This window comes from Variovorax sp. LjRoot175, from assembly GCF_964253805.1.
In the GTDB taxonomy this organism is placed as follows: Bacteria; Pseudomonadota; Gammaproteobacteria; order Burkholderiales; family Burkholderiaceae_C; genus Variovorax.
The window spans coordinates 344,220-356,680 of record NZ_CAXURY020000003.1; the positions used below are offsets into that span (position 1 = coordinate 344,220).

At 66.5% G+C, this 12,461-nt stretch carries 12 protein-coding genes and 2 pseudogenes; 11 read left to right on the plus strand and 3 right to left on the minus strand.

Features of this window, described 5'->3' with window-relative positions:
* The first annotated feature begins 1 nt into the window (after position 1).
* From ACSQ89_RS39475 to ACSQ89_RS39525, 11 genes and pseudogenes are all read left to right on the plus strand, one after another.
* On the plus strand, positions 2 to 1,036 hold the full coding sequence (locus ACSQ89_RS39475) for an ABC transporter substrate-binding protein (protein WP_436297580.1): 1,035 nt from the start codon (positions 2 to 4) through the stop codon (positions 1,034 to 1,036).
* 22 nt (positions 1,037 to 1,058) lie between these two features.
* On the plus strand, positions 1,059 to 1,850 hold the full coding sequence (locus ACSQ89_RS39480) for an SDR family NAD(P)-dependent oxidoreductase (RefSeq protein WP_436297581.1): 792 nt from the start codon (positions 1,059 to 1,061) through the stop codon (positions 1,848 to 1,850).
* Between the two features lie 17 nt (positions 1,851 to 1,867).
* On the plus strand, positions 1,868 to 3,328 hold the full coding sequence (locus tag ACSQ89_RS39485) for a dihydroorotase (RefSeq protein WP_436297582.1): 1,461 nt from the start codon (positions 1,868 to 1,870) through the stop codon (positions 3,326 to 3,328).
* Positions 3,325 to 4,440 carry a ring-opening amidohydrolase gene (locus tag ACSQ89_RS39490; protein ID WP_436297583.1) on the plus strand — a complete coding sequence of 372 codons (1,116 nt, stop codon included), beginning with the start codon at positions 3,325 to 3,327 and terminating at the stop codon, positions 4,438 to 4,440. The genes ACSQ89_RS39485 and ACSQ89_RS39490 overlap by 4 nt, the downstream gene beginning before the upstream one ends.
* Positions 4,441 to 4,448: 8 nt before the next feature.
* A complete protein-coding gene (locus tag ACSQ89_RS39495; RefSeq protein ID WP_436297584.1) occupies positions 4,449 to 5,330 on the plus strand; it encodes an ABC transporter ATP-binding protein in 882 nt (293 codons plus the stop codon).
* On the plus strand, positions 5,327 to 6,109 hold the full coding sequence (locus ACSQ89_RS39500; RefSeq protein ID WP_436297585.1) for an ABC transporter permease: 783 nt from the start codon (positions 5,327 to 5,329) through the stop codon (positions 6,107 to 6,109). Before ACSQ89_RS39495 ends, ACSQ89_RS39500 begins: the two co-directional genes overlap by 4 nt.
* Positions 6,110 to 6,198: 89 nt before the next feature.
* Positions 6,199 to 6,686: pseudogene (locus tag ACSQ89_RS39505) on the plus strand (dienelactone hydrolase family protein); the annotation flags it as partial.
* 145 nt (positions 6,687 to 6,831) lie between these two features.
* Positions 6,832 to 7,884, plus strand: a complete 1,053-nt coding sequence (locus ACSQ89_RS39510) for an ABC transporter substrate-binding protein (RefSeq protein WP_436297586.1) — start codon at positions 6,832 to 6,834, stop codon at positions 7,882 to 7,884.
* On the plus strand, positions 7,881 to 9,389 hold the full coding sequence (locus ACSQ89_RS39515; RefSeq protein ID WP_436297587.1) for an amidohydrolase family protein: 1,509 nt from the start codon (positions 7,881 to 7,883) through the stop codon (positions 9,387 to 9,389). Before ACSQ89_RS39510 ends, ACSQ89_RS39515 begins: the two co-directional genes overlap by 4 nt.
* 20 nt (positions 9,390 to 9,409) lie before the next feature.
* A complete protein-coding gene (locus ACSQ89_RS39520) occupies positions 9,410 to 9,820 on the plus strand; it encodes a DUF3830 family protein (protein ID WP_436297588.1) in 411 nt (136 codons plus the stop codon).
* Positions 9,821 to 9,909: 89 nt separating this feature from the next.
* Positions 9,910 to 10,151 (plus strand): annotated as a pseudogene (locus ACSQ89_RS39525) (DDE-type integrase/transposase/recombinase); the annotation flags it as partial.
* A 36-nt stretch (positions 10,152 to 10,187) separates the two neighbouring features.
* Here ACSQ89_RS39525 and ACSQ89_RS39530 read toward each other — a convergent pair.
* The 3 genes from ACSQ89_RS39530 to ppa all read right to left on the minus strand — a co-directional run bounded on the left by ACSQ89_RS39530 (position 10,188) and on the right by ppa (position 12,405).
* Positions 10,188 to 10,982 carry a hydroxyacylglutathione hydrolase gene (locus tag ACSQ89_RS39530; protein ID WP_436297589.1) on the minus strand — a complete coding sequence of 265 codons (795 nt, stop codon included), beginning with the start codon at positions 10,980 to 10,982 and terminating at the stop codon, positions 10,188 to 10,190.
* Between the two features lie 224 nt (positions 10,983 to 11,206).
* Positions 11,207 to 11,863, minus strand: a complete 657-nt coding sequence (adk, locus tag ACSQ89_RS39535; RefSeq protein WP_436297590.1) for an adenylate kinase — start codon at positions 11,861 to 11,863, stop codon at positions 11,207 to 11,209.
* Positions 11,860 to 12,405: an inorganic diphosphatase gene (gene ppa / locus ACSQ89_RS39540; RefSeq protein ID WP_436297591.1), complete on the minus strand. Its 546-nt coding sequence runs from the start codon at positions 12,403 to 12,405 to the stop codon at positions 11,860 to 11,862. Before ppa ends, adk begins: the two co-directional genes overlap by 4 nt.
* Positions 12,406 to 12,461: the final 56 nt, after the last annotated feature.

Sequence of the window (12,461 nt, forward strand, 5' to 3'; positions counted from 1 at the left end):
CATGAAATTTCTCTTTTCCTCCAGCCTGTTGTCTGCCTGCGGTCTCGTGCTGGCGCTGGCCGCGGCGCCGGCCGCGGCGCAGGTTCCGATCAAGGTGGTGCTCAACTGGAAGTACGAGGGCCCGCAGTCGTGGTTCTTCCTCGCGCAGGACAAGGGCTACTTCAAGGAAGAAGGGCTCGACGTCACCTTCGACCAGGGCGAGGGCTCGGCCGCGTCGATCCCGAAGGTGGCGGCGGGCGCCTACCAGGCCGGCTTTGGCGACCTGAACGCGCTGGTCGACCTAGCCTCCAAGCGCCCGGCCGACGCGCCGGTGGCCGTCTACATGCTCTACAACACGCCGCCGTTCACGCTCGTGGTGAAGAGTGACAGCCCGATCAAGACGCCGAAGGACCTCGAAGGCAAGACGGTGGGCGGCCCGGCCAACGACGGCGCGCTGAAGCTGTTCCCGGCCTTCGCCAAGATCGTCAAAATCGACGCGAGCAAGGTGAACATCACCAACATGGCGCCCAACCTGCGCGAGCAGATGCTCACGCGTGGCCAGATCGATGCCGGCTTCGGCTACGTGACCACCGTCACCTTCAGCGCCAAGGGCATGGGGCTTGACCCTGCGAAGGACTTGCGCTTCATCCGCTACGGCGACTACGGCATGGACCTCTATTCCAACGCGGTGTTCTTCTCGAAGAGCTTCGTGAAGGAGAACCCGAAGGCCGTGGCTGGCTTCGTGAAGGCGCTCAACCGCGCGGTGAAGGAAGTCATCGCGAATCCGGATGCCGGCGTCGACTACGCGATCAAGCGCGAGCCCCTGCTCAAGCGCGAAGTCGAAAAGGAGAAGCTGCTCGCTACGCTGAAGAACGACATGAGCCACCCCGAGATCGCGCGCATCGGCCTCGGCGACGTGGACGACGCGCGCCTGAAGGGCGACATCGCGATCGTGGTCGAAGCCAACGCGCTGCCGCGCACGCCCGAGCCGGGCGAGATCTTCGACCGCAGCTTTTTGCCGCCGCGCGCCGACCGTCCTTCCAAGACCTCAAACTGAAAAATCAAAGGAGACCCTGCACATGAACTTGCAACTCAAAGACAAGGTGACGCTGATCACCGGCCCGGCCAAGGGCATGGGCGCCGCCGTGACGCTGGCTTTCGCGCGCGAAGGCGCCAAACTGGTGCTGGCCGGCCGCGACACCGCCGCCATCGAACCCGTGGCCGCCGAGGCGCGTGCGCTCGGCGTGGAGGCAATCGTGGTGCCCTGCGACCTGACCGTGGCCGCGCAGACCGAGGCGCTGGCCGCGGAGGCCGTCGAGGCATTCGGGCATGTCGACGTGCTGGTTAACGTGGCCGGAGGCTCGGGCCCGATCGGCAAGACCGGCTGGGAAACCACGGCCGAGGAATTCAACGAGATCGTGCAGCTCAACATGACCGGCTGCTTCAACACCATCCACGCAGTGCTGCCGTCGATGATCGCGCGGCGCAGCGGCAAGATCGTCAACGTCGGCGGCACCTTCGGCCTGCGCGGCCGCGCGGGCCGCATGGCGTACTCGGCTTCCAAGTGGGGCCTGCGCGGCATCACCAAGAGCTTTGCGCTCGAAGCCGGTCCCTACAACATCAACGTGAACAACGTGGCACCCGGCATGGTCGACGGCCCGCGCTTTCGCGAGAAGGTGTGCGCCAACATGGCCGAGAAGCTCGGCATCACGCTAGAAGAAGCCATGACGCGCCACGCCGCCGACTACGCGTTGAAGCGCGTCTCCACCGATGCCGACATCGCCAACGCCTGCCTGTTCATGGCGAGCGAGATGTCACGCCAGATCACCGGCGTCGACCTGCCCGTCGATGGCGGCTGGGCTGCACTCTGAACCGACAAGGAAATCCCATGACCAAAGAAGTCGACCTCGTGATCCGTGGCGCCCGCGTGGTGTCGCCGGACCAGATCATCGAAGCCTCGGTGGCCGTTGCCGGCGAGCACATTGTCGCCGTCGGCCACGATGACACCATGCCGCCCGCGCGCGCCGAGATGCGCGCCGATGGCCTGTACCTGCTGCCCGGCGCCATCGACAGCCATGTGCACTTTCGCGACCCAGGCTATCCGAACAAGGAAACCTGGAAGACCGGCTCGGCGGCGGCGGCGCTCGGCGGCGTAACCACGGTGTTCGAGATGCCCAACACCAACCCGCCGACCGGCACCGTCGAGGCGCTCAGAATCAAGCTGAAGGCGGCCGAGTCGTCGTACTGCGACTTCGGCATCCATGGCCTGCTCGGCGACGACAGCATCGAAAAGCTCGAAGAGCTGGTCGACGGGGGCGTGACGAGCTTCAAGGCCTTCGTCGGCAACACCTTCGGAAACCTGCCGGCGCCGACCGACGGCGCGCTGCTCGAAGGATTCGAGATCCTCGCGCCGCTGGGCATCCGCACAGTGGTGCATGCGGAGAACTCGTCGATCCTGTTCCGTCGCCAGAAGCACCTGCAGAACGCGGGCCGCATCGACTCGATGGCGCACCTGGCCGCTCGGCCGGCGGTGGCCGAGATCGAGGCGATCAACCGCGTGCTCACGCTGGCCGAGTGGACCGGCGCGCGCGTGCATATCGCGCACCACAGCGCGGCCGATTCGCTCTACCTGCTGCGCGAGTTCAAGCGCCGCGGTGTCGACGTCACGGCCGAAACCTGCCCGCAGTATCTGCTGCTCAACACCGACCACATGCTCAAGCTCGGCGGCGTGATGCGCGTGAACCCGCCGATCCGCGAGGCCCGCCACAACCAGCCGCTGTGGGACGCGCTGATGGACGGCACGCTGGACATGATCGCGACCGACCACGCGCCGCACACGCCCGAGGAAAAGACGCGCGCCAACATCTGGGAATGTGACTGCGGTTTTCCGGGCGTCGAAACGCAGATGCCGCTGATGCTGACTGAAGTGAATCGCGGCCGCGCCTCACTGATGGACTACGTCAAGTGGAGTTCGGTGGCGCCGGCCAAGGCCTGGGGCCTGTACGGCACCAAGGGCGTGATCGCGCCCGGTGCGCATGCCGACATCGCCTTCGTCGACATGGCGCGCGCCGGCACGCTGTCGCAGAACAAGCTGCAGAGCATCAGCAAGATCTCGCCGTGGAACGGCCGTTCGGTGCAGGGCTACCCGCTGCACACGCTGCTGCGCGGCCGCTTCGTGATGCGCGACGGCAAGCTCGTGACCGACGCGTTGGGCTGGGGCCGCTCCGTCAAGGGCATCCAGAAGATGTCGACCCCGAAGCCACGCAACATGGAGCACTACAGCAGCGCCATCGTCGCCGCGCCCGCAGGCATACCCTTGAACGCCGTGCCACTGGTGGAGGCGCTGTGAGCGCTGCGCAGAAGGTCGACGTGTTCCGCGTCCCGTGCAGCGGGCCGGCGGACCTGTCGGGTGTGCAGGCGCTGGTCGATGCAGAGCGCCTCGACCCCAAGCAGATCGTCGCCGTGATGGGCAAGACCGAAGGCAACGGCTGCGTCAACGACCACACGCGCGATTTCGCGGTCACGGCCTGGTGCCACTTCCTGGCGCCTTATCTCGGCTGCACGGTCCCGCAGGTGCATGGCCGCGTGGCGCTTGTGATGTCGGGCGGCACCGAAGGTGTGCTGTCGCCGCACTTCACGGTGTTCGCGCGCGTGGCCGGCACGGCCGATGCGTCGGGCGAGAAGCGCCTCGTGGTCGGTACCGCGCACACGCGCGACATCGCACCCGAGGAGATCGGCCGCATGGCGCAGGTGGAGGCCACCGCCGAGGCGGTGAAAGCCGCGATGAGCGACGCCGGCATCGAGGACGCGGCCGACGTCCACTTCGTGCAGGTCAAGTGCCCGCTGCTCACGTCGGCCAAGGTCAACGCGGCGCAGCAGCGCGGCGCGATGACCGTCACGCGCGACACCTACGAGTCGATGGGCTGGTCGCGCGGTGCCTCGGCGCTCGGCGTCGGGCTCGCACTTGGCGAGCTTGCGGCCTTCGACGACGCGGCGATCCTGCGCGACGGCGCGCTGTACTCGGCGCGCGCCTCGGCCTCGGCCGGCATTGAGCTCGAAGGCAACGTGGTCATCGTGCTCGGAGAGGCGGCCGGCAGTGCCTCCAGCTACCGCATCGCGCACACGGTGATGCAGGACGCGGTCGACGGCAACAGCGTGCGTCGCATGCTGCGCGAGCGCTTCGGGCTCGACCCCGAGGGCGATGCCGACGCCATCGCGGCACGGCTGGTCAACCTGATGGCCAAGGCCGAGGCCAGCCCGAACGGACTGGTGCGCGAGGCGCGCCACACCATGCTGAACGACTCCGACATCAACTCCACGCGGCACGCGCGTGCGGCCGTGGGCGGCGTGCTGGCATCGGTGGTGGGGCGCACCGCGCTCTACGTGTCGGGCGGTGCCGAGCACCAGGGCCCGCCCGGTGGTGGCCCGGTCGCGGCCATCTTCGCAATCCCTCCCGTCTGAAAGAAGCCATGAGCAACGCCTTCATCCAACTCTTCGACGTGATGCTGCGCTATGGCGGCGGCACCATCGCGCTGGACCACACCACGCTGGGCATCGACGAGGGCGACTTCGTGGCGCTCGTAGGCCCGAGCGGCTGCGGCAAGTCGACCATCCTGAAGCTGGTGGCTGGCCTGTTGCGGCCCAGCGCGGGCGCGGTGATAGCGGGCGGCCGCGAGGTTGGCGCGACCGGCACCGTGCCCGGGGCGGGCGCGCATGCGTCACAGGCGCCGCGGCTGCGCATCGGCCTGGCGTTTCAGAACCCGACCATGCTGCCGTGGCTCACGATCCGTGACAACGTGATGATCCCGCTCAAGATCGTCGGGCCGTTCCGCCAGGACTTCGGCAAGAAGAAGCACGGCGAGTACAAGGACCGCGTCGAGGCGCTGCTCGCGCAGGTCGGCCTCAAGGGCTTCGGCGACAAGCGGCCCTGGCAACTGTCCGGGGGCATGCTGCAGCGCGCGTCGCTGTGCCGCGCGCTGGTGCACGATCCGGAACTGCTGCTGCTCGACGAGCCCTTCGGAGCGCTCGACCAGTTCACGCGCGAGGAGCTGTGGGACATCATGCAGAAGCTTTGGATGGACCGGCGCCCGACCGTGCTGCTGGTGACTCACGACCTGCGCGAGTCGGCGTATCTCGCCAACCGCATCTGCGTGATGAGCTCGCGGCCCGGCCGCATCCTCGAGACGCGCGTCGTTGGCTTTGCCCGGCCGCGCACGCTGGAGAGCAGCTACGCGCCCGAGTTCACGACGCTGGTGCAGCAGCTGCGCATGCGCATCGCCGATGCGCGACGCGACGGCGATGCGACGCTGCCGGCCGCGCAGGTGACCAGAATGAAAGAGGTGGCGGCATGAACGCGTTTTCCGCTCAAACCCGCCAGCGCCTGCTGTCCGCCGGTACCCTGATCGGCTTCTTCGTGCTGTGGGAGCTGGTCTGCCTGGCCTTCAACGTGTCGGACCTTATCCTGCCGCGACCGAGCCAGATCGCGCAGGTGCTGATCGAGAAGATGCCGCTCCTGTGGCCGCACGCGGTGCAGACGCTCTACACCACCTTCGCCGGCTTCGTGCTCGGCGTGCTGGCGGGCATCGTGATCGGCGTGGGCATCGGGTCGTCCAAGCTCGCCTACGACGTGACCTATCCATTGCTGGTCGGGTTCTCGAGCATCCCCAAGGTGGCGGTGGTGCCGCTCTTCGTGGTGTGGTTCGGCGCAGGCACGGTGCCGGCGATCCTGACCTCGATGGTGATCAGCATCTTCCCGGTGGTGGTCAACGTGGCGACCGGGCTCGCGAGCACCGAGCCCGAGCTCGAGGATGTGCTTCGCGTGCTCGGCGCACACAAGCGCGACATCCTCTGGAATGTCGGCCTGCCGCGCGCGCTGCCATACCTGTTCGCGTCGCTCAAGATCGCGATCACGCTGTCGTTCGTCGGCACCGTGCTGGCCGAGACGGTGGCGTCGAACAAGGGCATCGGCACCGTGATGATGATCGCGAGCGGCAACTTCGACGTGCCGATGGTGTTCGCCGGCCTGTTCCTGCTGGCCGCGATGGGCGTGGCACTCTACGCCCTGTCGTCGCTGGTCGAACAGCGCATGACCGGCTGGGCGCAGCGCAAGACCGACATGGCGATGGCATGAGCACGAACGTCGATATTCCCTTGCCCGACGGCACGACGATGCGCGGCCGTATCGCCCGGTCCGCCATCCTGCCAGTCCCTGGCATCGTGATGGTGCACGCGTGGTTCGGTCTCAACGCGCAGATCATCGAGACCTGCGAGCAACTGGCCGAAGCCGGCTTTTTGGTGCTCGGCGCCGACCTCTACCACGGCGACGTCGCGAAGGACGTGGCGGGCGCACGCACGCTGATCCAGACCATCCGCGATGACGAGGCGCTGGCCACGCTGTGCGCCTGCGCCGCGTTCCTGCGCGCCTCGCCCGACTGCAACGGCAAGGTCACCTCGATGGGTTACTGCCTCGGCGGTGGCTGGGCGCTCAACATGGCGATCGCGGGCAGCGTGGACGCCGCGGTCGTCTTCTACGGCAACGTCGAGCGCAGTGCCGACAGGTGGCGCAGATCCGCTGTCCGCTGCTCGGCCACTTCGGCGAGCGCGACGAGGTCTTCACGCCGCCGACCGTGCATGTGCTGGCCGCCCAACTCGAAGCCGCGGGCGTGGCCGATTGCGAGTTGCACTGGTACCCGGCCCGCCACGCCTTCGCCAATCCGTACCGACTACTGCACGACGCGCTAAGCGCCGCGCTCGCGTGGCAACGCACGCCGATTTCTTGCGGCGTATCGGCCGCAACGCCTGAAGCTGCAACCGCATCTCCCCTCTTCTTTTCCATTCATCTCAGGAGCCTTCATGCACCATCGTCTTTCCCGCCGCACCGCGGTCATCGCATTCGCGGCCCTGGCCTCGCTGGCCGCATTGCTGCCGGTTCGCCCGGCCGCGGCGCAGGCGGTCACCCCGATCAAGTTCGTGCTCGACTGGAAGTTGCAGGGCATCCATGCCTGGTACTACTTGGCCGAGGACAAGGGCTACTTCGCGCAGGAAAAGCTGGCCGTGACCATCGACCAGGGCGATGGCTCCGCAGCCGCCGTGACCAAGGTGATGGCTGGTGCCTACCAGGCCGGCTTCGGAGACGTCAACGCGATCGTGCAGAACGCCTCGGCCAAGCCGGGCACGGCGCCGGTGATGGTCTACATGATCTACAACCGCGCACCGTTCGCGCTGATCGTGAAGTCGAGCAGCCCGATCAAGACGCTGAAGGATCTGGAAGGCAAGACGCTCGGCACCGTCGCCGGCGGCGCGGCCTCGCGCATGTTCCCGGTGGTGGCGAGCAAGGGCGGCGTCGATGCGAGCAACGTCAAGTGGACCAACGTGGCGCCCAACCTGCAAGAGCAGCTGATGCTGAAGGACCACGTCGACGGCTCGGCGGTGTTCTCGGTCACGAGCTACATGAACCTCGTGGCGCAGGGCATCGACCCCGACAAGGACATCCGCTGGTTCCACTACGGCGACTACGGCGTCGAGCTGTACGGCAACGGCGTGCTGGTGTCGCAGCAGCTCATCAAGGACAACCCGCTGGCCGTCGCCGGCCTGGTGCGTGCCATCAACAAGGGCCTGCGCGACACCATCGCCGACCCCGACGCCGCCATCGTCGCGCTGATGAAGCGCGAGCCGCTGCTGAACAAGGACCTGGAGAAGCGCCGCCTCATGTACACGCTGAAGGCCGTGATGCTGACGCCCGAAGTCGCCACCATCGGCATGGGCGACGTGAGTGATGCGCGATTTGCGCGATCCTTCATTCAGGTAAAGGAAGCCTTCGACCTGTCGCGCGTGCCGACCGCTGCCGAGGTGTTCGACCGCCGCTTCCTGCCGCCGCTGGCCGAGCGCAAGATCGCGGTCAAATGACGACGACAGCGACCGACACCACGTTCTTCGACTGCGCCTGGCTGCTGGCGGACCCCGGCGCGGAGCCCGCGCAGCGCGATGTGCGCATCGGCGTCGCCGGCGGGCGCGTGGCTTCCGTCGAGGCGCGGCAAGGCATGGGCACCGGCCCTCGCAGGCTGGCACTGCCGGCGCTCGCCAACGCGCACGACCACGCACGCACCTTTCGCAGCGCCACGCTGGGGGCGTTCAACCAGCCGCTGGAAAGCTGGCTCCCGTTTCTCGGCGCGGTGCCGGGCATGGACCCGTACCTCTGCGCCGCTACTTCGTTCGCGCGCTCGGTGCGCAACGGTGTCGCACACCTCGTGGTGCACTACACGCGCGTGCAGGGCGGCATGCCCTATGTCGACGAGGCGCGCGCCGTGGCACACGCCGCACAGGATGTCGGCGTGCGCATCGGCTTCGCCGTGTCGATGCGCGACCGCAACGGCATCGCCTACTGCGACGACACCACGGTGCTGACCGCGCTGCGGCCCGGTATCCGCGATGCGGTCGCGCAGCGCCTGGCCGTGAAACCGGCCGCGCCCGCGCAGCAGATCGCGCTGGTCGACGAGGTCGCAGCGATGGTGCAAGAGGGCGGCTACGGCGATCACGTCACCGTGCAGTACGGCCCGACGGCCGTGCAGTGGTGCAGCACGGCGCTCCTCGAAGCCATCGCGCAGGCTTCAGCCGACACGGGCCGCCCCGTGCACATGCACATGCTGGAGACGAAATACCAGCGCGACTGGGCCGACCACGCGCACCCCGGCGGCATCGTGAAATTTCTCGACAGCATTGGACTGCTGACCCCGCGACTCACGCTGGCGCATTGCACCTGGGCGCGACCCGAGGAGCTTGCGCTGATCGCCGAACGCGGCGCGAGCATCGCGGTCAACACGAGTTCGAACCTGGGCCTGAAGTCCGGCATCGCTCCACTGACCGACATGCTGAAGCAGGGCTGCCGTGTCGCAATGGGCCTCGACGGCATGGCCTTCGACGAAGACGACGACGCGCTGCGCGAGGCACGCCTCGCCTATGCGCTGCACCGCGGCTGGGGTTTCGACACGACGATGACGCCGGAACAGCTCTGGGGCTTCGCGTCACGCCACGGGCCGCGCAGCGTTTCTGGTGCCGCCGTGCCATCGAGCGGGCGCCTCGTGGTCGGCGCGCCGGCCGACATCGTGCTGCTGGACTGGGACGCACTCGACGACGATGCGCTGTTCGCCGACATTGATCCGCTCGACCTTCTGCTCGCGCGCGGCAACGGCACGCACATCGCGGAAGTGTGCATCGGTGGGCGCACCGTGGTTGAGGCGGGCCGCGTGATCGGCATCGACGAAGCTGTGATGCGCGCCGAACTGCTGGCGCGCATGCGCGCCGCATTGGCCGCCGACGCGGGGCACGGCGGTTGGCGAGCCACCGTGCAGGCGCTGGCCCAGGACCTCGCCCCTTTTTACCGTGACGGCCGCTTCGGCGGTTGTTGCGGCTGACCTCGAAGATCACACACAACATGACCCGTATCAAGATCACCGCCGGCGGCTTCGACTTCGTCGCCGAAACCCATCCCGATGCACCGCTCACCGTGGCCGCGTTTTCCAAGTTGCTACCGTACCGGCAAAAGCTCATCCATGTTCGCTGGAGCGGCGAAGGCTGCTGGGTGCCGCTGGGCGACCTCCAGCTCGGCGTCGCCTTCGAGAACCACACGAGCCACCCGTCGGTCGGCGACATCCTGTTCTACCCGGGCGGCTACAGCGAGACCGAGATCATCTTGGCGTACGGCGCCTGCAGCTTCGCGAGCAAGATGGGCCAACTGGCCGGCAACCACTTCCTGACCATCGTCGAAGGCAAGGAGAACCTGCGCGCGCTCGGCACCAAGGTGCTGTGGGAAGGCGCGCAGGAGGTGCTGTTCGAACTGGCCTGAGCCGACTTCCCTTCGACGGAATGGGGCGACACAATCACGTTCCTGAATTGGACCACCTAGCCGAACGCCCTGCGTTCGGCTTCGGCCACCTGCGAGGCGTGATGCGCGGCGCGGTGGTGAAGACCACGATCAGCGATGCCGAAACCATGCCCTGGATCCGGTCAACCGGCAGTTCCGCGCGCAGCGCCCGAATCAGCTGTGGGTCATCGATTTCACGTACGTGTCACGTGTCACGTGGCAGGGCTGGCTAACGTGGCCTTCGTGAATCGATGTGTTCGCCCGTCGCCTTGTGGGCTGGCGGGTCAGCAGCTCGATGCACACGGACTTCGTGGATGCCGAAGCGCAGACGCAGGCGCAGTAGAGTTAGCTAGCGCCATGTATTGCGCAGCTCGCGAAGTTTGACGAACACGGTCTTCGGATCCGGCTTCTCGGGCAGGTCGGGAAAGGCCTCGCGAAGCGCCGCAATGACACTCGGGCTCGACAGGCGCAGGAAGGTGTTGATCTGCTTTTCTTCCGCCAGCGTGGTGACGCGCACAGTCGCCGGATCGTGGCCGGCCACTTCGGGCAGCAGCGTCTTGGCGACCGCGTTGTCGGCTTCGCGCGCGAGCGTGAAGCGCAGGTTGTTCTCGATGTAGTCGTGCCCGGGGTAGACGCGGGTGTCGTCGGGCAGCTTGGCGAGCTGCTCGACGAAGGTGGTGTACAGGTCTTCCGGATTGCCGCCGTTGTGGCAGTTGCCCGCGCCGGCGTTGAACAGCGTGTCGCCGGAGAACAGCGCCGGCTGCTCGGTGTGGGAGCGCAGGCAGATGTGGCACATGGTGTGGCCGGGCGTGTCCATGCATTCGAGCTCGACGGTCTTGCCGACCTTGATCACGTCGCCGGCCTTGACGCCGCGATCCACGCCTTCGATGCGAGAACCTGCCCGATGGTGCGCAATCACCTTGGCGCGGGTCGCAGCGACGACGGCTGCATTGCCGCCCGTGTGATCGTGATGCTCGTGCGTGTTGAGGATCTGGGTGATCTGCCAACCCTTCTCCTTGGCGGCGGCCAGGCATTTCTGGTGGTCCAGGGGATCGATGGCGAGAGCCTCGCCGCTCTCGGGGCAAACGATCAGGTAGTTGTAGTTGCGATAGGCATTGCCGGTCCAGATGCGCTCGACGATCATGCGTTGCTCCAGGTGTCAGATACGAATGGCACTTACTTAAGGCCCATGGTGTTGAAGGCAGGGGCGTAAGTCGCTAAATTTGAAGAGAAGGGGAGGTCGCTGGCAAAGGGATTGATCGGTGGTTGTTACAAAGCTCCCAAACCATCTTTCGAAAAAAAAGGGCCAGCCACCAAGAATCGTAACGTCCGAAGCGCTGTGCAAGTTCGGACAGAGCTGCTGAGTAATCAGTCATTGAGCGCCGCCCGAACTAAGGACATGGTCCGGTCGATCGTGCCGACACCGCTGATGGCGCGGTACTTCGGCGCTGCGGCCGGGTCCGCCTTGGCCCAGGCCGAGTAGTAGTCGACCAACGGCCGGGTCTGCTGGCTGTAGACCTCGAGCCGCTTGCGCACGGTTTCTTCCTTGTCGTCCTCGCGCTGGATCAGGTCTTCGCCCGTGAGGTCGTCCTTGCCTTCGGTCTTCGGCGGGTTGAACTTGACGTGGTAGATGCGCCCCGACGCCGGATGCGAGCGGCGCCCGCTCATGCGTTCGATGATGTCGGCAAAAGGCACGTCGATCTCGAGCACGTAGTCGATCTTGACGCCCGCCGATCGCATGGCCTCGGCTTGCGGAATGGTGCGCGGGAAGCCGTCGAACAGAAAGCCCTGGGTGCAGTCCGGCAACGCGATGCGTTCCTTGACGAGGTTGATGATCAGGTCGTCGCTCACCAGGGCGCCGGCATCCATCACGGCCTTGGCCTGGAGCCCGAGCGGTGTGCCGGCCTTGACGGCGGCGCGCAGCATGTCGCCGGTCGAGATTTGAGGAATGCCGTATTTCTGGCAAATGAAGGCTGCCTGCGTGCCTTTGCCTGCCCCGGGGGCGCCCAACAGCATCAGTCTCATGGCGTCTCCGGCATGCGTTGGACGTTTCGGGAAATGCCGTCCATGATTTCCTTCTTGGCGGCATCGATGCCTTCCCAGCCCAGCACCTTGACCCACTTGCCGGCTTCCAGGTCCTTGTAGTGCTCGAAGAAGTGCGTGATGGCCTTCAGGCGCATCGGGTTCACGTCTTCGACCTTCTTCCAGTGGCTGTAGATCGGCAGCACCTTGTCGGTGGGCACGGCGAGCACCTTGCCGTCGACGCCGGCCTCGTCTTCCATCATCAGGATGCCGATCGGGCGGCACGGCACGACCACGCCCGGCACCAGCGCCCAGGGGGTGATGACCAGCACGTCGACCGGATCGCCGTCGCCCGAAAGCGTCTGCGGCACGTAGCCGTAGTTGGTCGGGTAGTGCATCGCGGTCGTCATGAAGCGGTCGACGAAGATCGCACCCGATTCCTTGTCGACTTCGTATTTGATCGGGTCGGCGTTCATCGGGATTTCGATGATGACGTTGAAGGCTTCAGGAGCGTCTTTGCCGGGGGAGACTTTGTCGAAGGGCATGGGATGTTGATTGATGGTTGGCGAACTTCCACGCAGGGTCGAAGTGAAGTCGCGGC

What these genes read in the sequence shown, in the direction of transcription:
- adk (WP_436297590.1), bottom strand. Translation starts at nt 11,863, where the DNA reads ATGAGACTGATGCTGTTGGGCGCCCCCGGGGCAGGCAAAGGCACGCAG.
- ACSQ89_RS39510 (WP_436297586.1), top strand. Translation starts at nt 6,832, where the DNA reads ATGCACCATCGTCTTTCCCGCCGCACCGCGGTCATCGCATTCGCGGCC.
- ACSQ89_RS39475 (WP_436297580.1), top strand. Translation starts at nt 2, where the DNA reads ATGAAATTTCTCTTTTCCTCCAGCCTGTTGTCTGCCTGCGGTCTCGTG.
- ACSQ89_RS39520 (WP_436297588.1), top strand. Translation starts at nt 9,410, where the DNA reads ATGACCCGTATCAAGATCACCGCCGGCGGCTTCGACTTCGTCGCCGAA.
- ACSQ89_RS39485 (WP_436297582.1), top strand. Translation starts at nt 1,868, where the DNA reads ATGACCAAAGAAGTCGACCTCGTGATCCGTGGCGCCCGCGTGGTGTCG.
- ACSQ89_RS39495 (WP_436297584.1), top strand. Translation starts at nt 4,449, where the DNA reads ATGAGCAACGCCTTCATCCAACTCTTCGACGTGATGCTGCGCTATGGC.
- ACSQ89_RS39515 (WP_436297587.1), top strand. Translation starts at nt 7,881, where the DNA reads ATGACGACGACAGCGACCGACACCACGTTCTTCGACTGCGCCTGGCTG.
- ppa (WP_436297591.1), bottom strand. Translation starts at nt 12,405, where the DNA reads ATGCCCTTCGACAAAGTCTCCCCCGGCAAAGACGCTCCTGAAGCCTTC.
- ACSQ89_RS39480 (WP_436297581.1), top strand. Translation starts at nt 1,059, where the DNA reads ATGAACTTGCAACTCAAAGACAAGGTGACGCTGATCACCGGCCCGGCC.
- ACSQ89_RS39530 (WP_436297589.1), bottom strand. Translation starts at nt 10,982, where the DNA reads ATGATCGTCGAGCGCATCTGGACCGGCAATGCCTATCGCAACTACAAC.
- ACSQ89_RS39500 (WP_436297585.1), top strand. Translation starts at nt 5,327, where the DNA reads ATGAACGCGTTTTCCGCTCAAACCCGCCAGCGCCTGCTGTCCGCCGGT.